The sequence below is a fragment of the Actinoplanes sp. NPDC049668 genome (genome assembly GCF_044465445.1).
Lineage (GTDB): Bacteria > Actinomycetota > Actinomycetes > Mycobacteriales > Micromonosporaceae > Actinoplanes.
On sequence record NZ_JBITLR010000009.1, the window covers coordinates 499,518 to 519,457 of the forward strand.

The window sequence follows — 19,940 nt, forward strand, 5'->3', positions numbered from 1 at the left end:
GGGCGGGTCAGTCCGTCACCCGGATCGAGAACCAGTTGTTCGTGTCGTAGTGCGGCTGCGTCGTGACGTCGCCGGTGACGATCTGCGGCAGCACGTACGCGATGTCCTTGCGGACCACGTCGTCCAGGATCCGGCCGAGCCGGACCGCGGGCCGCCCCGGCGCGTAGCGCAGCCAGAGCTTCCACGTTCCCGCCGGCAGCGCGCCGATCCGCACCGCGAAACCGGACTCGGTGCGAGACGCCGGCAGCTCCCTGGTCTCGGTGCCCCGCAGCTCCAGCACCGGATCGGCGAGCTCGGCGCCGACCACGCGCCCCTCGATCCGCACGCCGTCCGCGTCGATCAGCACGTTGCCGACCTCGGCGTACACCGGCCGGTCCCAGACCCGCACGGCGAGGCTACCGTCGGGCTGCCGGAAGGGCAGCTCGACGCGGGTGGCCGTGCCGGCGATCAGGGCCCGGGTGTCCAGGCGGCCGGCCCGGACCGCCGAGCCGTCCGCGGTGCGCAGCTGCCAGGTGCCCTCGGTCAGGTCACCGCCCACCGGCACACTGTCGTCGCCGCGCCACCAGACCAGGTCCGCGCCGCCCGCCAGCACCAGCTCGCCGTCCGCGGTGACCAGCGCGTCGGCGGTCGGCACGGCCGCCGTCGCCGCCGGGCCCAGCACCGGCTGCGGCGCGCCCCGCCGCTGCCAGCGGAGCCACCAGCGCCGGGCCTTGCGGGCCGCGAGACGCTCGAACAGCTGCTCGTAGCGCTCGGCGATCAGCGCCGGGTCGTAGCGCTCCGAGTTCTTCAGCGCGGCGTCGGCCATCGCCTCCCGTTCCGCGTCGTCGTTGATCAGCCGCAGCAGCGCGGCCGCCATGGCGGCCTCGTCCCCGACCGGCGTGAGCAGGCCGTCCATCCCGTCCTGCAGGATCTCGGCCGGACCGTGCGGCGCGTCCGTGCTGACCACCGGCACCCCGCACCGCATCGCCTCGACCAGGGTCATGCCGAACGACTCCCGGTCGGAGGCCACGGCCGCGATCGCGCCCTTGGCCCACTCCGTCTCGATCGGCGTGTACGGGCCCATCATCAGCACGTTGTTGTGCAGCCCCAGCTCGGCGACCAGGGCCCGCAGGTCTTTTGCGGACTGGCCCTGGCCGTAGATCCGCAGCTGCCAGTCCGGACGCTCGGCCGCCACCGCGGCGAAGGCCCGGATCAGCAGCTCGTACCGCTTGCCGGGCACCAGCCGGCCGGCCGCCACCACGATCTTGTCCCGGCCGTGCGACCGTGGCACGGCCGGCGCCGGCACGCTGTTCGGGATGGACATGAGCTCGGTGTTCGGGAGCTTCACGTGCGTGCGGTAGTCCTCGGCGTCGCGCTCGGTGTTGGTCACGAACGCGTCCAGCTTGCGCAGGTGGAGCGGCAACTCCGTGCGCATCGCCTTGCGCTGGTGCCGCCGCGTCAGGTGCTCCTGGCCGATCTTGATCATCCGATCCGGAGCGAACCGGGCGGCGTAGGCGATCAGTCCGGCCCGGGTGGCGATCACCACGTCGGCGTCGCTCGCCTTCAGGTAGCGCGCGTACCGCTCCTCGATCATCAGGTCGTAGTCGGCGGACCGGTAGTCGGCCTTCGGATAGACCTTCGGTGGCAGACCGCGTTGCGGATCGTCCTTGACATAGTCGGGATGCGCGGTTCGCGCCTCGACCAGCGTCATCAGCCGCACGGCCGGGTGCAGCGGCAGCTGGGGCACGTCGCGCCAGCGGTTGGTGCTGAGCACTTCGACCTCGTGCCCCCGCTCGGCGAGCGCGCCGCCGAGGTTGAAGGTCGTGGTGATCGTGCCGCCGATGCCGAAGCCGTAGTTGATGAGGAAAAGGACCTTCACGGGTCGGAACCTTAGACTGACCACGCGCCCGCTGTCTGTCCCGGCCGGTTTCGCGGCCGGTCGTGTCGGATCCGGACCGTGCGGTTCGTCGTCCGGATGAGCGGCCGCCACGAGGGCGCCGCCACGACCACAGGAGACGCCGGCCGATGCCGCACACACAGGTCAGGGTCCACCGCATGTTCGAACTCGTGGAGCCGATCGCCACCGTCACCTTCTCCGAGATCCCCAACGAGGAGTTCCTGGCCCTCGGCATGCGCAACTACTGGGACGGATACTTCGCGGGCCGCGCCGCGCCGCTGGGGCCGGCACCGGCCGCGGTGGTGCACGCGGTCTTCTACAACTTCGCCGACGGCGAGGTGGCGCGCCACATCCCGTGGGTCTGGGGGAGGACCACCCCGCAGGAGGCGATCGCCGTACGCGAGCGGGGCAGCGCCGCCGCGCTGCGGCAGCTGATGGGTGAGCTCGTCGACGCCCCCGGCCTGGTACGGGTCGCCGACCTCGCCACCCGCGCGGCGCTCAGCGCGCCGACCGAGGGCCGGGCGCTGTACGCCGGGCTCCGGGCACTCGACGTGCCCGAGGAGCCGGTCGCCCGGCTCTGGCACGCGGCGACGCTGCTGCGGGAGCACCGCGGCGACGGCCACAACGCCGCCCTGCTCGCGCACGGCATCGGCGGCACCGAGGCACACGTCCTGCTCGCCCTCTCCCTCGGCATGCGGGCGGAGGAGTTCGGCCGGGTACACCATCTGCCCAGGGAGCAGTTGGCCGCCGTCGTCGACGGGCTGCGCGCCCGCGGCCTCGTGGACGCCGCCGGCGGGTTCACCGACGCCGGCCGGGAGACCAGGCAGCGGATCGAGGCGCTCACCGACGAGCTGGCGGCGCCGCCCTACGACGTACTCACCGAGGCCGAACTGGACGAGCTGATCGCGGCGCTCGAGCCGATCGCCACCGCGGCCCGGGCCGCCTAGCCGCGGTCGAACTGAGCCTGACTCACCGAGGCGGCGGTGTGCCCGCCTGCTCGGCCACCATGAAGGCGGCATACCAGTCCGGCCAGTCGTCGTCGCGCTGCCCGGTGCGCTTCTCGTGCTCGCCGTGCGCGGCCTCCGCACGCCGCAGGGCCTCGCTCAGCTCGTCCGCCGAGGCGTACGCCGTACCGGCGGTGTCGATGCGGCCCGGCAGCCGCGTGGTGACCTCCTGCAGCAGCCAGCCGTTGCCGTCCGGGTCGCGCAACGTGGCGTACGAGCCGTAGCTGGCGCGGTCGTCCGCCGGGCCGCTCACCCGGGCACTCGGGTCGCCCGGCGGGAACTGGGCGCCCGGCGTACCGGGGTGGAAGACCTCGCTGACCTCGGCGCCGCCGGCGGCGAGCAGGTCGCGCGCGGCGCCGATGTCGGAGACGACCAGGTAGAGGCCCTGGGCCGAGCCGGGCTCGGCCGTGGTGACGTTCGTGCCGAACTGGACCGAGCACCCCGAGCCGGGCGGGGTGAACTGGATCACCCGGAAGCCGTTGTCGAAGGCGAAGTCGGCGTCGAGCCGCCAGCCGAGGCCGGCGTAGAACGCCTTCGCACGGTCGACATCGGCGACGGGGATGACGACGGCCTCGAGCTTCAGATCCACCTGACTACCTCCTCGGTGTGGTGTCAGACCAGTGGCCGATCACGACGGTCGGCAACCCGCCTTCTGGCATCCGGCGATCGCTGGTCCTGTGCTCATCTTCGCTGCAAAGCATGGGGCCGTGCAGCGACTTCGGTTGGTCCGATACGCCGGCGCGGTGGCGGCCGTGCTGCTGGCCGCCGCGGCCCGTCTCGGTGGTGCCCGGCGTCGAGCCCGGCTGGGAACAGGTTGCCGACTACGCACTCGAGTGGGCGACAACCCATGCGCGACCGGAACAAGCCTGACCTCCAGGTCCAATCGCCTGCCGCTACTGCTCCGCGCCGGGCAGAATACGCAATCGGGACTATCCACGCGCTGGACGCCGCACGCTCGCGCCGCTCCTGGAACAACCGCGTCCAGCCGGTGACCGGGAAGGACTGCCATGAAGATCGTCGTAATCGGTGGTACCGGCCTGATCGGTTCGAAACTCGTGACGAGACTTCGGGACCAGGGCCACGAGATGGTCCCGGCGTCGCCGAACACCGGGGTCGACACGCTCACCGGCGACGGACTCGCCGACGCGCTGGCCGGCGCGTCCGTGGTGATCGACGTATCCAATTCGCCGTCCTTCGAGGACGACGCGGTGATGAGGTTCTTCGAGACCTCCACGCGTAATCTGCTCGCCGCCGAAGCGGTCGCCGGCGTCACCCACCACGTCGCGCTGTCGGTGGTGGGAACCGACCGTCTACCCGAGAGCGGCTACTTCCGGGCGAAAATCGCTCAGGAGCAGCTGATCGAGAAGGCCGCGATCCCGTACTCGATCGTGCACGCGACGCAGTTCTTCGAGTTCGTGGGCAGCATCGCCGACGCCGCCACCGTCGACGGCACGGTCCGGATGGCCCCGGTGCTGTTCCAACCGATCGCGGGCGACGACGTCGCCCAGGCGGTGGCCCGGGTCGCCGTCGACACGCCGCTGCACGGCAGGGTCGAGGTCGCCGGACCCGAGCGATCCCGGATGGACGAATTCTTCCGGGAGGCCCTGGCCGCCCGCCACGATCCGCGTACGGTCGTCACGGATCCGCACGCCCGCTACTTCGGAGCCGAGCTCAGCGAGGGCACGCTGGTGCCCGACGGAAACACGATCCTCGCCGAGACCCGCTACCGCGACTGGCCCGGGCAGCCGACGCCCGGCAGGTAGGCCCCCATGCCCGACGCCGAGCATGAGCGGCCACCGCCAAACCGCGGCATACCTCACCCGCCGGCTACGCGACGGCTTCGACGTACCACACTGGCCGCAGTCCGATCGGCTCCGCCGGCAAGGGCGGGGCCGATCGTGCTTCCGGGCGTCCCGATCTCGCCGCCCGAACGCCTCCAGGGTGCGCGGGCGTTGAGGCGGACAGATGTGACGGGAGAAGCGCCCGCGGTCTACGAAACGGTCTTGGTCAGCGTCTCGAAGGCGCTGTCCAGGTCGACGTCCCACTCGGTGCCGGCGGCGTCACGGACCTCGACCTCGTAGGCGACACCCGGGTCGTCCCCGGCGCCGACGTCGGTGACGGTGCCGCCGCCGACGGCCGTCAGGGCCGCCTTCTCGGCGGAGGAGCGCTGGTCTGCGGTCAGCGCCCGGTCGTCGCCGTCGGGAGTGTCGACATGCTGGCCGATCACCCTGAGTTCCTCATCGAGGACGACCTCGACCTCGGTGCCGTCCGGCTTGCGGATCTCCACCTCCCAGGCGGGCTCGCCGGGCTCGTCGCCGGCGTCGATGTCGGTGACCGTCCCGCCTCCGACGGCCCTGACGGCGGCGGCGGCGACCCGGTCGTGGTCCTCGCCCCGCGCGTCGGCGTTCGCGGCGGTGGCCCAGACCCCGCCGCCGGCGGCGAGAACGGCGATGACGCCGGCGGTGACGATGACGCGCTTGCTGCGGAGCTTGGCGGTGTTCACGGGAATCGCTTCCTTCCGGTCTGTGGACTTGCTGTCTGCCACAGACTGCGCGTTCGTCCCTGAACCCCCGCTGAACGCGGCTGAAGGTCCGTTCAGACCGGGAGCCGTACGGTGAATCGGGCCCCGCCGAGAGCCGAGGGTGAGACGGCGACCGTTCCGCCGTGCGCGGCGACGATCTCCTTGACGATCGCCAGGCCGAGGCCGCTGCCGCCGGAGTCGCGGGCGCGGGCCTCGTCGAGTCGGACGAAGCGGTCGAAGACCCGCTCGCGCTGGGCCGCGGGGATGCCGGGACCGTCGTCGTCGACGGTGAACTCCACCGCGTCGCCGGTCTCGCGGACGCCGACGGCCACCACCGCGGTGGCGTGCCGGGCGGCGTTGTCCGCGAGGTTGCGGACCACCTGGGCGAGCGTCGCCGCGTCGCCGCGGACCCGGCCGGCGCCGACCCCGCTGGTGTCGACGGCGACGCCGGCGCGGGCGACCCGCCGGGCCTCCGCCAGGGCCAGGTCGTCGAGGTCGACGTCGGTACGTGCCTGCCGGGCCCCGCCGTCGTCCGCCCGGGTGAGCAGCAGCAACTGCTCGACGAGGCGTTGCAGGCGGGCCGACTCGGCCAGCACGGTCTCGGCGAGTTCGCCGTCGGGCAGGGCGCCGGGGTGCGCCTGGGCGACCTCGGCCACCTGGCGGATGCTTGCCACCGGCGAGCGCAGCTCGTGCGAGGCGTCGGCGACGAACTCGCGCTGCCGGTCCCGGCTGTCCTGCAGCCGGGCGAGCATCCGGTTCATGGTCCGGGCCAGGCGGCCGATCTCGTCGCCGGGGCGCGGTTCGGGCACCCGCCGGTCCAGCCGCTCCCCGGTGATCTCCTCGACCTTGCGCCGGATGCGTTCCACCGGGGCGAGCGAGCGGGACACCACTGTCCAGGTCGTGCCGCCCACCAGCAGGACGAGTAGTGGCAACCCGACGAGCAGCGGGGTGACGAGCGCCGCCGTGGAGTCGTCGACCTCCTCCAGGGACACGGCGACCGAGACCCGGTACCCGTCGTCGTCGTCGGTGACCACCAGGTAGGGGTGGTCGGCGCCGGGCAGCCGCACCTCGTCGGCGGGCCGGGAGGGCAGCGGCACCGCGGACCGGACGACGGTGCCGTCGGGCCTGGTCACCTGCCAGACCTGCTCGTCGAGGTCGCTGTCGTCGTCCGGCTCCACCGCCGCAAGACCCCCGGCCGCGGCCTGCTCGACCAGCTCCGACGCGCGCTGCTCGGCGCTGCTCTCCAGACCGTCGCGCAGCGACTCGCGGACCGTCGCCACCAGGAGGAACGCGCCGGCGGTCAGCGCGAACGCCACCACCAGGACGGCCGCGGCCGTGGTGCGTACGCGCACCGACGAGGCACCCGGCCACCGCTCAGCCACCGTCGCTGCCCAGCCGGTAGCCGGCCCCGCGCAGGGTCTGGATCGCCGCGCGGCCGAACGGCCGGTCGATCTTGTTGCGGAGGTGGCGGATGTAGACCTCGACGATGTTCGGGTCGCCGGCGAAGTCGTCGTCCCACACCGCGTCGAGGATCTGCCGTTTCGACACCACGTCGCCGGGGTGCCGGAGGAGAAATGAGAGCAGCGAGAACTCCCGGGCGGTCAGCTCGACCTCGGTGCCGCCACGCCAGACCCGGCGCGCCGCGGGATCGAGCCGGAGGTCGCCCACCTCGAGCTGGGTGGGACGTTCGGGGGCGCCGCGCCGCGTCACCGCGCGCAGGCGGGCCACGAGCACCGGGAAGGAGCACGGCTTGGTCAGGTAGTCGTCGGCGCCGGTGTCGAGCCCTTCCACCTGATCCCACTCGCCGTCCTTGGCGGTGAGCATGAGGATCGGCGTCCAGTCCTTCCCGGCGCGCAGCGCCGCGCAGACCTGGTAGCCGTTGATCCCGGGCAGCATCAGATCCAGCACGATCGCGTCGTACCGGTTCTCCCGGGCCAGCCACAGCCCGTCGGTGCCGTCGTGTGCCACGTCGACGGCGAAACCCTCCGCCTCGAGCCCGATCCGCAGGGACCGGGCGAGCCGCTGCTCGTCGTCCACGACGAGTACCCGCATCGCTCTCCCTCCGGAAGGGTCGCCGACCGCCATCCTCTCGCATCCGTCCTGAACCCACGCTGAAGCCGGAGACTTGCCGGGTGACAGCCAGGCGCTCCGCCGCGCCGCGCCGATCATGGCGGCGGGGTGTCCTGGGTTACCCTGCTGTGCGCCGCTATGTGCCGACCCGGCAAAGGACTGTTTCGTGAAGGCATACGACGTGACGACCGGAACCTACGAGGGCGCCGTCGCCGCCCACCGGGTCGGGCCGCCGCCGCGGCCCGCCGGATGGGCCGGGCCGGCCGGGCCCGCGATCGACCCGGCCGCCTGGCCCCGCTCACCGCGGACCGGGCAGCCCCTCGTGCACGACGCGACGATCGCCCTGCCCCCGGAGTACCGGCGCCGCTCCGCCGACCTGGTCGCCATCGCGGTCTTCGACTGGCCGGACGAGTCCGGCTTCCTGCCCGCCCCTGCGGAGTTCGCCGCGGCCCTGGCGGGCGACCTGTCCCACGTCGCGCACCTGGACGACCCGTTCTGGGGCGACGTCGCCGCCGCCCGCCCGCACCCGCACAGCAGCGTCGTCTGCGACCCGGACACCGGCTCGTTTTACGGCGCGGTCTGGCTCACCGCCGCCGAGTTCACCGGCCCGCGGACCGAGCGTCCACGCCAGGGCCTTCAACTGGCGCCGGAGGAAGACCTCCCGCCGAGCGATGATCGGGTCCGATTCGGCCGCTTCGGTGACCTGTGGCTCGTCGAGCGCGACGGTGATCCCAACGCCGGTCGCGCTCCGGGGCAGGCCGACTACGTCGACATCCGCCTCCTGGACGAAGATGATGATGCCGACTTCATCGACGTGGACGAACGCTTCTCCCATGTGCACTTCGGCGGCACCTTCATGGACCCGAACGGCCCTGGCCGGCGCGACGTGTCCGCGTGGTACCTGGAGATCCACCGGCTGGGCGGGCTGTGGGTCGGCGACGACGAGAATCTCGTCCTCGACCTCGCCACCGATCCCGTCTTCAGCTTCCGCTGAACCGCGATACCGGTCGACGATTACCGCCGGACTACCCGCTGACGGGGATGAGTCAGTCGTTGGCGCGTTTCGTGAAGGTGTTGTGCGCGGGCGGCCTGGCGGGGAACACATGCTCTAAGTTCTCGATCATGAAAGCGATTCGCGCCTGGCTGCTCATTTTCGTGGCCGGACTGGTGCTCAGCGGCGTGACCGCATTTCCGCTGGTCAGCGAAGTGCGGCTGCTGGCCGAGGTGCTGCAGTCCGTGCCGGCGCCGGACGGGCTGGTCGCCTGGATCGACCGCGTCCGAGACGGGTTGGTGCTCACCGCCGCGAACCACCCCTTCATCGCGTACGGAACGGATTGGCTGGCCTTTGCCCACCTGGTGATCGCGATGGCCTTCTGGGGCCCGTGGCGTGACCCGGTGCGCAACATCTGGGTCATCGAATGGGGCATGCTCTGCTGCGTTGCGATCATCCCGCTCGCGCTGATAGCCGGGCCGGTACGGCAGATTCCGTTCTGGTGGACGGTGATCGACATTTCCTTCGGCGTCATCGGGATCATCCCGTTGATCGTGGTCCGGCGGCTCATCAAGCGGCTGGAGACGGCAAGCCACGTCTCACCCGTGCGCTCAGGCCGTGGTGGGCGTGCGGACGGGCGCCCGCTGCGGCCAGACGCAGCAGACGACGATCGCGAGGATCGGGACCAGCGACAGGATGGCGAGCGGCTCGGCCCCGAAGAACACGAAACCGCCCCAGTACACCGAGGGACCGTGGCCGTTGCGATGGGTGTTGGCCAGCAGGGAGCCGGTCGAGGTGGGGATGTTGCCCAGACAGGCCGGGGCGAGCATCAGCAGGGTGGCGACGCAGAGTCTTGAGTACGCCCGCTGCCGGCCAGGCCCGTAGCGGCGCATGCGCCTGGCGGTGTAAAGCCCGAGCAGGGCGCCGAGCAGAGCGCCGGCCAGGCCGCCGAGGATGGTGTCGCGCAGGTGGCCGGGCGGCTCGGACCACATCAGGTCGAGATTCAGCGCGGACGGGTTGGATTCGGCCTGGGTGATCTGCACTGCGGCGAGATAGCCGGCGCGCGTGCCGGTCACCTCGGCGAAAGCGGCGGGCGCGGTCTGCGGACCATCGCGGTGGACCGTGGTCCGGACGTCCTGCCAGCCGTGTGCGCGCATCTGCCGGGTGACGGCGGCGGCGACCTGCTTTACGCCGGCCTGCGGGGGCATCATGCCGGTCACACTGGTCCGGCCGGCGCGTACGCCGGTACCGCCGAACAAAGTGTTCCTGCTGTACGGGTTCCAGAAGGTGTGCCGCCCGAACTGGTCGACCCTGTCGTTGAAAGGGACCGGCAGGACCGTGGGCGCGAGGCCGATCGCCGTGGCCTTGTCCGGCGCCATCGGGTCCACGTCCCGCCAGGCCAGCCACGAGCCGAGCGCGATCCCGCTCAGCCCTCCGAGCACGGCCGCGAATGCCGCGATCACGAACGCCCGACGCCCGAACTCGGCGAGACGTCGTCCGAGGCCGTGCCGCAGCAGCAGCGCGGCCTCACGGCCGGCCGGCCGCGATCGGCCGGGATCGGCGGCGTCCAGCAGCGTCGCGAGGATCTCCGGGCCACGCTCGTGCCGATACGTTCGGGGGTAGGCGATCAGCCACCGCCGGTACCTGCGGGCCAGACGCCTGGTGCGGATGTCGTCGGGCATGTTGATCCCTTCAGGGGCCGGCGATGGCGTCGATTCAGGCAGGGCGGGGAGCGCCGACGGGGCGGGCTGCGCTCAACCGTCGGGTGACCATCCGTGCGTCGCGGCGCATCTGCTCGGCCTCGGCGGCCAGTGCGGCGATGCCCGGATCGGTCAGCCGGTAGTAGCGGCGGAGCCTGCCGTCGACAGTCTCCTCGCGGTCGACCTGGACGAGGCCCTCGTCGCTGAGCCGGTCGAGTGCCGCGTACAACGTGCCGGCGGCGAGGCGGGTCTTGTCATCCGACAGCCGCGCCACTTCCTTGATCACCGCGTACCCGTGCAGTGGGGCCGGAGCGAGCGCCAACAGGATCAGAAAGCTCGGTCGCCGGATGCTCGCCATGGCCGCCAATATACAGTTGATCGTTCTATAGGCGAAGCCGGGCATCGATACCTTGTGCAAATCATCTTAGTCATTAAGATAACCGGATGGACGTATCGACCGACTTCTCGGTGGCGATCGCCGGTGCCGGCCTCTCCGGCCTCTGCCTCGCCCAGTACCTGATGCGCGCCGGCATCGACGTGCACGTCTACGAGCGCGACCCGGGCCCGTTCGTCCGGCAGCAGGGCTATCGGATCATTCTCGACCGGTACGGGCTGGAGGCGCTGCGCGAGAGCCTGCCCCGCCCGCTGTACCGCCTGGCGCTGACCACCGGCGACGAGCCCGGCGGGCATCTGCGCTTCACCGACAGCCGGCTGCGGAACGCGTTCACCATCACCTTCAAGGACGAGCCGCACGCGACCCGCCAGGTCGACCGGCTGACCCTGCGGTCGATCCTGATGTCCGGACTGGACGGGCGCATCCACTACGGCAGAGCGGCCGTCGCGGTGGAGAGCGGCGGCCCGGCCGGGCTGCGGCTGCGGTTCTCCGACGGCGGGGCCGCCGCGGCGACCGTCGTCGTCGGCGCCGACGGAATCGGCTCGGCGCTGCGCGCGCAGCTCGTACCGGACGCGGGACCGGCGAACACCCCGATGGCGGGCGTCTACGGACGGTCGCCCCTGCGGCGCAACGGCGAGAGTGTCATTCCGGACGCGCTGCGTACCAGCGGGGTCCTGGCCATTGCCGACCGGCCGGGCCGCGCGTTCTTCTTCACCTCCATGCGGTTCGGCGAGAGCCCGCGCGAGGCGTTCGCGCGCGTGACCCCCGGCAGCTATGCGCCCACCGGCGATGACTACGTCATGTGGGGGCTGCTGCTGCGGCAGGAGGAGGTGCCGACGGGCGTACACGGGAACCTTCTCGCGCTGCGGGAACTGGCCGCCCGGATGAGTGCGGACTTCCACCCGCTGATCCGGCGGCTGGTCGACACGGCCGAGCTGGACGCCACGGTGCTCAACCTCTTCGCCACCGGCCGTCGCCCGCACCGGTGGGCGGTGCCCCGGGCGACGATGATGGGCGACGCCGTGCACGTCATGCCGCCGTTCGGCGCTCACGGCGGCAACACCGCGCTCCGCGACGCCGCCCTGCTCGGCCGCAGGCTGGCCGAGGCCCGGGCGAGCGGCGAGCCGGTGGAGAACGCGATCGCCGACTACCAGGACGAGATGGTGCCGTACGCCTTCCGCGCCGTCGACACCGCCGCTGGGCTGATGCGCCGCCTCACCGGGGACGCGTCCGCCCCGCACTGGGTGCTGACCCGCGTGCTACCTCGGCTGCACCGGGTCACCGTACCGGAGGCATGATTGCGGGCATGTCCCACGAGCCGGCCCGGGCGTCCGCGATCGCCGATCTCATGCGCGCCGGGCGGGAGACCTCGCGGCTGTCGATGGTGTTCCGGTACGCCATCGCGGACCGGCTGGGCCTGACCGTGAGCGACCTGGAGTGCCTGGACTTCCTGGCGGACGTCGGGTCCGCCACCGCGGGGCAGGTCGCCGAGCGGACCAACCTCACCACCGGAGCGGTGACCAGCATGCTCCGCCGGCTCCAGCAGGCCGGCTACGTCACGGCCGAACGCGATCCGGCCGACCGGCGGCGGGTGATCGTCACCCTGCGGCCGGATCGCATCGCCGAGTTGGAGCGACCGTACGAGCGGTTCGCCGAGCGGGCGAAGCGGCTCGTCGAGGGCTACAGCGTCGAGGAGGTGCTGCTGCTGGTCCGGCACCATGACCGCATGCAGGCCATGTACCTCGCCGAGTTGGACCTCCTCCGCAGCGGCGACACCGCGCAGCAACCCGCCTGAGCAGATTCGCACTAGCCTCGCCGCAGGCGTCGCCACCTTCGCCGCGATGGCAGTCAGCTCACCCGCGCCGGCCTCCTCCCCGGACGGGCCTTCTGCTCAGGTGGCCTCGACCAGTGGGGTGAGGGCTTCGGCCAGTCCGGCGGCCCCATCGGCAGGCCTACCACCAAGAAGACCCTGAAGGTCACCAAGAGCATGCGCGGCGGGCAGATCCTGGTCATCGTGACCGTAACCGTGCCCGGGTACGCGGACGGCACGGCGACCAGCGCTCCGACCGGCAAAATCAAGAAGCCCGTCCTCCAGCGCTAGGAGGGCGGGCTTCGTCGATGTCGGCGTCCGAGACAGAACCTAGTAGCGGAACTTGTGTCGAGCGCTGCGCCGGTTCACCCGAGCCGGCAACTCGTCCAGGTTGTCGCCATGGGGCGGCTGCTCGTTCGGCTCACGGCCCTGGGGAAAATTTCGCATCGTCACCACGAAGCCTTGGACCAGGCGGTCCTCGCGCAGGTCGCGGTACGTGGCTTCGACCAATGCCTGGCTGTCGTCCGCTCGCAACAGCGAGCAGTACACCACGCCGTCGCCAGAGCTGCGGAAGACCTGACGCAGCTGGTGGCGATCGTCCGGATGCACCAGATCGTCGAGTGTGGCCAGCGGCGGAAGGTCGTCGACGCCGAGCAGCTCGCGCAGGGAAGGACTGGCGTACCGGATGCGCTGGTCCTCGTCGATCACCACCATGATGTCCGCGCTGTTCCGGATCACCGCGCGCAGATAGAGGTCACTGTCGCGGCGGCCGACCGCCTCCACCAGGGAGATGCGGTCCAGCGCGAGCGCCGCCTGACCGGCCAGCACCTCGAGGGTGTCGCGAGTGGCGGTAAGGGTGTCCCGGCGACCTGCCAGGATCAGGGCGCCGCCGCTGGGCCGGGCGACGGCGAGCGGCTCCAGCCAGAGCGGACAGACCAGCGTGGCGTGGTCGCGGTCGGCGTCCTCGATCCACCAGCTGCGGGGCGGTGTGCCGGCTTCGAGGCCGGGCACCGCTTCGAGGGTGAGCTGACTGTCGTCGGTGGCGAAGTCGATGCTGCGGATGGCGCCCGGGGGCATGAGCTGGGCGATCGCGGCTCGGACGGCCTCGCCCACGGCCGCTGTGTCGGCGGCGGCGACCAGAGCGGCGCTCGCCTGCCGCAGCCCGCGCTCACGCGTCAAGGCCCGGCGGTTCAGGGTCATCGAGTCGGTCAGCCGCGTGATGGTCAGCAGAAGTGTGATCGCCCCGGCCACGGCGATCACCACGCCGTCGCCGACCGCGCCGTGGACCGCCTCGACCAGCAGAACGACCGGCGGGGTGGCGACGGAGATGCCCAGCAGCACCGCCCAGCGCCTGCGCCACGGGCTCGGACGCGGCGTCGCCGGCTCGGTGAGCCTCACCATCGACGGGTGCAGCGCGGCGGCGCCCCAGGCCAGATAGAGCACCACGAACCCGGACTCGCTCAGCCTGCCCGGCCACAGCGGCTGCGCGATGTCACTGACCAGCACGCCCACGGCGCCGATGACCAGCAGCATGGCCGTGAGGTTGCGGCCCACGGCGAACAGCAGGCGGGTGACGACCGCGAGGAGCAGCAGGGCTCCGATGACGTACGCCCCGGAGATGTCTCCGATCTGGCCCGCATCGCCGATGACGGACACCCAGACCACCAGCAGCGTCGAGCACGCGAGCGCGAGCAGGTCGATGAGCCGTGCCCGGTCGACGAGAATCGCACCGCCGCGGGTCAGTTGCAGCAGGCCGCAGGCGACCAACGCGAACATGACGTAGAAGCAGACATCGGCCACCCCTGGCCGGTTCAGCGCGGTCAGCACATCGCCGGCGGTGCTCGCCACGATGGCGCCGGCGAGCAGCAGCCAGGGTCCGGTCCGGGCAGGTCGGTGACGACGGACCCCGTAGACGATGGCGGCCGCGCTACAGATTCCCAGCACAGCCCATTCGATGGCCCTCAGCACGCCCAACTAGTACCAGCGGCGTCGCGGTGTGTCCATGCCGGTATGTAAGTCTTTCGATGGCAATGGTCCGACTTACCCCTTCGAAGCCTCGACGACGTGATGTCCCAGGCGTCTGCTCAGCTCGCCCTTCCTGGCGCCGACTTGTGCGGGTGGCAACTCCCGGGAAGGGGTAGAAATGCGGATGGCAATCGTCGCTCTGTACGTGGGAGCCGGCCTGATTGCCTCGGTGTACGCCGCATTGACGTATCGGCGGCGGTCCGACACGCCGCTGGCCCTTCCGCTCAGCCTCGTCATGGCCGGCGCGGCGCAATGGGCGCTGGCCAGCGCCTGCTCCCTCGTGGCGCCGACGTTCGGGCTGGCGCTCGGTTTCCATTATGCGATCTTCCCCGGCGTGGCGATGGTCGTCGCGGGCTTCTACTGGCACACCGCGGTCTCCTCGGGGCACCGGCCGCCGCGGCCCGCGCTGATCCTGATCGAGCCTCTGCTCCTGGTGGCCGTCATCGCCACCGATCAATGGCACCACACCTTCTACCGGCAGGTCGAGGCGGGCAGCTTCGGGGTCGTCGCGCAGCCCGGTCCGGGGTACTGGGTGCACGTCCTGTACGGCTACGTCCTGATGGCGGTCGGCACGGTGCTGGTGATCCGGGCGATGCGCCGGGCGGTCCGCGGCCAGCGGAGGAACTACCGGTGGTTCCTGGTCGGCGCGATCGCGCCGACGGTGGGCAACCTGGTGACGGTGTTCCTCGACGTGGACATGCGGGGTCTCGATCTGACGCCGGTGCTGTTCCTGGTCACCGGTGTCGTCTGGTGGTGGTCCGACCGCTCGGGTGTGACCTCCGAACGGGTGCCGGTCACCTACGCGCAGGTCATCTCGGCGCTCAGCGACGCGGTGATGGTGCTGGACCCCCACGGCCGGTTCCTCGACGTCAACCCGGCGGCGACCAGACTGCTCGCCGCCGTGAACCCGGCGGCCGGCGCCGTGATCGGCAAGCGCTGGCAGGAGGTCGCCGACCCGCATTTCACCGCCTTGGTCGCCGACACCGGCCAGACCACCATCTCCGGTGCCTCGGGCGAGGTGTACGACTTCCGGGTCGTCAAGATCGAGGCGGCCGACGGCGGCAGCGCCGGCACCGTCGTGGTGGCGCGGGACATCACCGAGCTGGAGCGGCTCCGCGCCGAGCTGACCGAGCAGGCCGTGCGCGACGGCCTCACCGGGGTGTACAACCGCAGGCAGCTGGACGCGGTGCTGGAGTCGCAGGCGGGCGCCGCCGCCGACGGCCACCCGCTGTCGATCGTGATGATCGACGTGGACCACTTCAAGACCGTCAACGACCGGTACGGGCACGCGATCGGCGACCAGGTGCTGATCGACCTGGCCCGGCAGCTGACCGGCTCGGTCCGCGACGGCGACATGGTGGCCCGCTACGGCGGCGAGGAGTTCGTGGTCGTCCTGCCGGGGATACCCGCGCAGGCCGCGGCCGAGCGCGCCGACCTGTGGCGCCGGCAGTGCGCCGCCACCCCGGTCGACACGCCGCTCGGCACGCTGCACGTCACGTTCAGCGCCGGCGTCGCGCAGCTGGCCGCCACCGGCAGCCCCGACGACCTGCTCCGCCTCGCCGACGAGGCGTTGTACCGGGCCAAGCGGGCGGGCCGCGATCAAGTCCTGGTGGCCGAACCCACGCCATCCGTCCTGGGGTAATGGGCCGCGCGCGGCGACTCTCGCGCGCCGGGGCGGGAACGGCTAAAGTACCGACGCTGTGACCGAACCGGCCCTGCGCCTGCTGGTTTCCCTCCTGCAGGCCCGCCCTGCCCGCCGCGCCGACCTGCCCGCCCTCGGCCTCGACGACGGCCCGCTCGACGAGCTGATCCGGGCCGGGTTCGTCGCGCAGACGGGCGACCGGCTCAGCTACGACGAGCCCGCCGCGGTGCTCGCCCGGCAGGCGCACGCGACCGCCGGCCTGATCGCGGTGCTGCCCGCCCTGACCCGGGAGTGGCAGAACCACCCGCGCACCACCGTCGGCGTCGAGCTCGTGCACGGCCGCGAGGAGCAGTGGCGGGCCTGGGCCCGGCACGCCGCGCTGACCCCGCCGCGCGCCCCGATCAACCTCTACCCGTCGCTCGACGTCGTGCGCGACGTCATCGCCCCGAGCCTCGCCGACGTCGTCGGCCCGTACCCCGAGGGCATGCGGCACGCCCGCGCCGTGCTGCCCGCCGCGGCCGTGGTCACCGACGACGACCGGGCGGTGATCGACGTGCTGATCCGGGCGGGCCTGCGCGTCCGGCTGGCCCGCCGGGTGGAGAGCTGGCTCTACTCCGACCCCGAGGTGCTGTGCGCGCTCCCGCTGACCTGGGGCGAGCACCCGCCGCCCAGCATCATGATCGTCCACGATCCGGCGATCCGGGCGCTCACCGCCGCGTACTGCGAGACGGTCTGGCGGGCCGCCGCGCAGTACCGGACGCCGAAGCCGGAGTTCCACGACGTGCTGCGAATGCTCGCGCTCGGCATGTCCGACCGGGCGATAGCCACCGCGCAGTGCACCTCGCAGCGCACCGTCGAGCGCAGGATCGCCGAGGCGATGGCCCACTACGACGTCGGCACCCGCTTCGAGCTCGGCATGGCCTGGTCAGCGGAACAGGTAGACGAAGGGTGATCCCTGCGCCCGCAGATTGAGGACGCCGTCCACGCACGTGTACGTCATCGGGACGTCGCCCAGCGAGTCCTCCGGCACGGCGATCGGCGCGTTCGCCGAACGCCCGTTGATCGTGACCTTGCCGTCGATCTTGATGCCGCCGGTCCACGCGCCCTGCGGGGTGAGCGCGTTCCCGTCGACCTGCCACCCGCCGGACGCGGTCCCGGTGTGCTTCTGAGTGACCCTCATGGTCAGCCCGCCGCCCAGGTCCGCCGTGACCGTCGTGGTGATGCCGTCGGTGAAGGTCGCCTTGAGCGCCGGCGTCACCGTCAGGGTCTGATCGCCGGTCATGCGCACGCCGGTCACGTCGATCCCGCGCAGCACGCCCTGCAGCTGGGTCTCCAGGTCCGGCTTGGACACGTGCCACGGGCTGCCCTCGATCAGGCACCGCAACTCGGCCGAACCCGTCAGCTCCGGGCTCGGCGCCGCCTCCGTCCCGCCGGCCGCCTCGGCCGCCCCGGCCGCTTCGGGGCCTCCGGCCGCGGCCGGCTCATCGTTGCGGCATCCGCCCAGGACCACCATCGCCAGGCCCGCCATCACCATGATCGCTCGCTTCACAGCCGCACAGCCTAGGGCCGCGGACCTGCCCGGCCGCGGGGTTCGCGCGGCGGACCACCGACGTGGCGGAGATCCGTCGCCCCCTCGCTCAGGGCGCCGCGTTCGGGTCGCACTAGCAAGATCGTGAGCGTACTCCGTTGCCCAGTCACGCCGAGTGATCTGGCTGCGCGGCAGCTTGATGCACCGAAACGTGGTTGCCGACGGATCCGGCGATGCGCGACTCTTCGCCCGTGTCCGGTCTCCTTCCAGTGCTGTGGTTGTGTGGCCCGTCGGGCGTGGGCAAGTCAACTGTCGGCTGGGAGCTGTTTACCGGGCTGTCCGGCGCCGGCCACGTTGACATCGATCAAGTGGGCATGTGCTTTCCGGTGATCCCCTCCGACCCGGCGCGAACGGTCCTGGAGGCACGGATCCTCGGCCGCGCGGTGACCAACTTCCGGGCGGCGGGCGCCACCTGCCTTGTTGTCTCGGGATACATCGACTCCCGGCGCGGGATCCACACCAAGTACCTGGCACACGCCGAGCTGAGCGTGCTGCGGCTGCGCTGCGACCAGGCCGAGCTGCGTCGGCGTCTGACGACGCGGGACCGTCCGGGCGAGCAGCGGGACCTCGCGCTGCGCGAGGCGGAGTTGCTTGACAACAGCGGGCTGCCGTACCCATGCGTGGATACCACCGGGCTGACGGCCGCCGAGGTGCTCGCGACCGTCCGCAGCCGGCTGCCGGTCTATCCGGCCCGGTATCCGGGTCCCTGGACGGAACCGGTGGCCACGCCTGGCCAGATCGTCTGGGTGTGCGGCGCGACAGCGGTCGGCAAATCGACCGTCGGCTACGAGGTGGCCCAGTCGTCACGGCGCGCGGGGCATGTCACCGGGTTCGTCGACCTCCAGCAGATCGGCTTCCTCCGCCCATCATCGGGGCCCGACCGAAACAACCACCGGCTCAAGGCCGCCAATCTCGCCGCCGTGTGGCAGCACTTCTCCGGGTACGGCGCGCGCCGGCTGGTCGTCGTCGGCTCCGTCGAGCAGTCAAACGACGTGCGGCTTTACGCCGACGCCCTGCTCGCGGCCGACATCACCCTGTACCGGCTCCACGCCGGTTCCGACCAGCTACGCGAACGGATCCGGCTGCGCGGTTCGGGAGGCGGCCCTCCTATCGCCGGCGACGAGCTGCGCGGACAAGCCGCCGCCGTGCTCGATCGAGCCCATGAGGCTGCGGTCGCGCAGGCCGAAGCACTGGAGTTCGCCGGCATCGGCGACGTGCGTATCGACACCGACGGCCGGACCGTCGATGACCTCGCTCAGGAGATCGTCAGGCAATGCGATTGGTGATCAGGCCTTGGCCCGCTCGCCGCCGACCGCGCTGAAGCGGAAGGCCGCGACCCGGTTGCAGTTCTGGAAGGCGAGAGCAGGTCGGGGGAGACGGTGACAGGGCCGCGGTCACCTGGACGGACCCGTCAGGCGCTGAGCAGCGCCCAGCTGCGGCGGTCGCCCCAGATCGAGTACGGGTCGAGGTAGGGGCGGACCAGCGTGGTCAGCTCGGCGTCGCCGACGCCGCGCAGCTCGGCCTGGGCGATCTTGCGGACGGTGCCGGCGAGGATGTCGGCGAGCTGGATCCGCGGCTCGGCCTCGGCCGGCGCGAGCCGCAGCCCGGCCAGCCGCAGCGGCGGTGCCAGCAGCGGACCGATCCGGGTGAAGCGCCCGTCCGGCGGCATCATCACCCGGTCGTGCAGGATCGACACCGGCGTACCGTCGGCGCCCCAGCGCCCGACCGTGCGTACCACCGCAGGGATCAGCGGATCGAGCACGCAGAGCGAGGGTTCGTCGCGCAGCCGGACCCGGAACGCCTCGGCGCGGGCCCGGCCGCCGAGCTCGCCGGCCACCCGGTAGAAGGTCTCCACCGGGCCGCGGACGTCCTGGCGGTCCCGGCCGCAGAGCAGGCGGTTGGCGGCGACCAGGTAGTCGTGGCCGGGGCGGCCGGCGAACAGCTGGTCGGACAGGGCCCGGGCCGGGCGGTCGGCGGAGAGCCCGGCGGTGGTCGGGTCGGCGAGCAGCAGGTCGGTGAGCTTGCCGAGGACGAAGTAGACCTTGTCGATGACGTAGACGTGCGCGCGCCGGAACAGCGGGCTGGACGGGCCGAGCAGCCAGACCAGCACCGAGCGGGGCAGCTCCAGCAGTTGGCCGGTGTGCTGGGCCGCCGAGGCGCGGATCCGGTCGCGCAGCTCCGCGAGGCAGGCCCGCGCGGTGTCCGCGCCGAGGCGTACGGCCGCGTGGGCGAACACGTCGGTTGGGGTGTCGATGAGCTTCTCGCCCTCGTAGCCGGACTCGTCACACGCGACCTCGATCGCCTCCACGGGAAGCATTG

Annotated in this window: 19 protein-coding genes; 8 read left to right on the forward strand and 11 right to left on the reverse strand. The window is 71.9% G+C overall.

Translation table 11 applies throughout. The annotated features are described in order from the left end of the window. Positions 1–7 precede the first annotated feature (7 nt). Positions 8–1,858, reverse strand: a complete 1,851-nt coding sequence (locus tag ACIBSW_RS35765) for a glycosyltransferase (RefSeq protein ID WP_354728745.1) — start codon at positions 1,856–1,858, stop codon at positions 8–10. A gap of 176 nt (positions 1,859–2,034) precedes the next feature. Between ACIBSW_RS35765 and ACIBSW_RS35770 the strand changes: the two genes are divergently transcribed. Continuing rightward, positions 2,035–2,823 (forward strand): SCO6745 family protein, encoded by a 789-nt coding sequence (locus ACIBSW_RS35770; RefSeq protein WP_354728743.1) that lies wholly within the window; start codon positions 2,035–2,037, stop codon positions 2,821–2,823. Positions 2,824–2,845: 22 nt separating this feature from the next. Here ACIBSW_RS35770 and ACIBSW_RS35775 read toward each other — a convergent pair whose 3' ends face one another. Continuing rightward, on the reverse strand, positions 2,846–3,469 hold the full coding sequence (locus ACIBSW_RS35775) for a VOC family protein (protein ID WP_354728741.1): 624 nt from the start codon (positions 3,467–3,469) through the stop codon (positions 2,846–2,848). A gap of 418 nt (positions 3,470–3,887) precedes the next feature. Between ACIBSW_RS35775 and ACIBSW_RS35780 the strand changes: the two genes are divergently transcribed. After that, the gene (locus ACIBSW_RS35780; RefSeq protein WP_354728739.1) at positions 3,888–4,643 is read left to right on the forward strand and encodes an SDR family oxidoreductase; all 756 of its coding nucleotides are present in this window, start codon (positions 3,888–3,890) and stop codon (positions 4,641–4,643) included. Positions 4,644–4,870: 227 nt separating this feature from the next. On the opposite strand, the gene ACIBSW_RS35785 is transcribed toward ACIBSW_RS35780, so the two are convergent. The 3 genes from ACIBSW_RS35785 to ACIBSW_RS35795 form a co-directional block, all read right to left on the reverse strand. Beyond that, positions 4,871–5,383: a PepSY domain-containing protein gene (locus ACIBSW_RS35785; RefSeq protein ID WP_354728737.1), complete on the reverse strand. Its 513-nt coding sequence runs from the start codon at positions 5,381–5,383 to the stop codon at positions 4,871–4,873. A gap of 92 nt (positions 5,384–5,475) precedes the next feature. Further along, positions 5,476–6,783, reverse strand: a complete 1,308-nt coding sequence (locus ACIBSW_RS35790) for an ATP-binding protein (protein ID WP_354728735.1) — start codon at positions 6,781–6,783, stop codon at positions 5,476–5,478. Next, positions 6,776–7,453, reverse strand: a complete 678-nt coding sequence (locus ACIBSW_RS35795) for a response regulator transcription factor (protein WP_354728733.1) — start codon at positions 7,451–7,453, stop codon at positions 6,776–6,778. The genes ACIBSW_RS35790 and ACIBSW_RS35795 overlap by 8 nt, the downstream gene beginning before the upstream one ends. Before the next feature lie 184 nt (positions 7,454–7,637). On the opposite strand from ACIBSW_RS35795, the gene ACIBSW_RS35800 reads away from it, so the two are divergent. Next, a complete protein-coding gene (locus ACIBSW_RS35800; protein ID WP_354728731.1) occupies positions 7,638–8,465 on the forward strand; it encodes a hypothetical protein in 828 nt (275 codons plus the stop codon). 52 nt (positions 8,466–8,517) lie between these two features. Here ACIBSW_RS35800 and ACIBSW_RS35805 read toward each other — a convergent pair whose 3' ends face one another. From ACIBSW_RS35805 to ACIBSW_RS35815, 3 genes are all read right to left on the reverse strand, one after another. Continuing rightward, the gene (locus ACIBSW_RS35805; protein WP_404799559.1) at positions 8,518–9,006 is read right to left on the reverse strand and encodes a hypothetical protein; all 489 of its coding nucleotides are present in this window, start codon (positions 9,004–9,006) and stop codon (positions 8,518–8,520) included. A 67-nt stretch (positions 9,007–9,073) separates the two neighbouring features. Then, the gene (locus tag ACIBSW_RS35810; RefSeq protein WP_354728729.1) at positions 9,074–10,144 is read right to left on the reverse strand and encodes a hypothetical protein; all 1,071 of its coding nucleotides are present in this window, start codon (positions 10,142–10,144) and stop codon (positions 9,074–9,076) included. Between the two features lie 34 nt (positions 10,145–10,178). Beyond that, complete coding sequence (locus ACIBSW_RS35815) at positions 10,179–10,520, reverse strand: PadR family transcriptional regulator (RefSeq protein WP_404799560.1); 342 nt, start codon at positions 10,518–10,520, stop codon at positions 10,179–10,181. An 86-nt stretch (positions 10,521–10,606) separates the two neighbouring features. On the opposite strand from ACIBSW_RS35815, the gene ACIBSW_RS35820 reads away from it, so the two are divergent. After that, positions 10,607–11,854, forward strand: a complete 1,248-nt coding sequence (locus ACIBSW_RS35820) for an NAD(P)/FAD-dependent oxidoreductase (protein WP_354728725.1) — start codon at positions 10,607–10,609, stop codon at positions 11,852–11,854. Positions 11,855–11,862: 8 nt separating this feature from the next. Beyond that, positions 11,863–12,351, forward strand: coding sequence for a MarR family transcriptional regulator (locus ACIBSW_RS35825; RefSeq protein ID WP_354728723.1), 489 nt, complete (start codon positions 11,863–11,865; stop codon positions 12,349–12,351). A gap of 345 nt (positions 12,352–12,696) precedes the next feature. Here ACIBSW_RS35825 and ACIBSW_RS35830 read toward each other — a convergent pair whose 3' ends face one another. After that, entirely contained in the window at positions 12,697–14,310 is a 1,614-nt protein-coding gene (locus ACIBSW_RS35830) for a PAS domain-containing protein (RefSeq protein ID WP_354728721.1), read from the reverse strand. Between the two features lie 205 nt (positions 14,311–14,515). Between ACIBSW_RS35830 and ACIBSW_RS35835 the strand changes: the two genes are divergently transcribed. Both ACIBSW_RS35835 and ACIBSW_RS35840 read left to right on the forward strand, forming a co-directional pair. Continuing rightward, a complete protein-coding gene (locus tag ACIBSW_RS35835) occupies positions 14,516–16,033 on the forward strand; it encodes a diguanylate cyclase (protein ID WP_354728719.1) in 1,518 nt (505 codons plus the stop codon). Positions 16,034–16,091: 58 nt separating this feature from the next. Then, positions 16,092–16,985 carry a hypothetical protein gene (locus tag ACIBSW_RS35840; protein WP_354728717.1) on the forward strand — a complete coding sequence of 298 codons (894 nt, stop codon included), beginning with the start codon at positions 16,092–16,094 and terminating at the stop codon, positions 16,983–16,985. On the opposite strand, the gene ACIBSW_RS35845 is transcribed toward ACIBSW_RS35840, so the two are convergent. Next, entirely contained in the window at positions 16,959–17,582 is a 624-nt protein-coding gene (locus ACIBSW_RS35845) for a hypothetical protein (RefSeq protein ID WP_354728716.1), read from the reverse strand. The genes ACIBSW_RS35840 and ACIBSW_RS35845 overlap by 27 nt on opposite strands. 212 nt (positions 17,583–17,794) lie before the next feature. Between ACIBSW_RS35845 and ACIBSW_RS35850 the strand changes: the two genes are divergently transcribed. Next, entirely contained in the window at positions 17,795–18,907 is a 1,113-nt protein-coding gene (locus ACIBSW_RS35850) for a hypothetical protein (protein ID WP_354728714.1), read from the forward strand. A gap of 125 nt (positions 18,908–19,032) precedes the next feature. Here the strand turns inward: ACIBSW_RS35850 and ACIBSW_RS35855 are convergent, their stop codons facing one another. Continuing rightward, positions 19,033–19,929 (reverse strand): hypothetical protein, encoded by an 897-nt coding sequence (locus ACIBSW_RS35855; RefSeq protein WP_354728712.1) that lies wholly within the window; start codon positions 19,927–19,929, stop codon positions 19,033–19,035. Between the last annotated feature and the right edge of the window lie 11 nt (positions 19,930–19,940).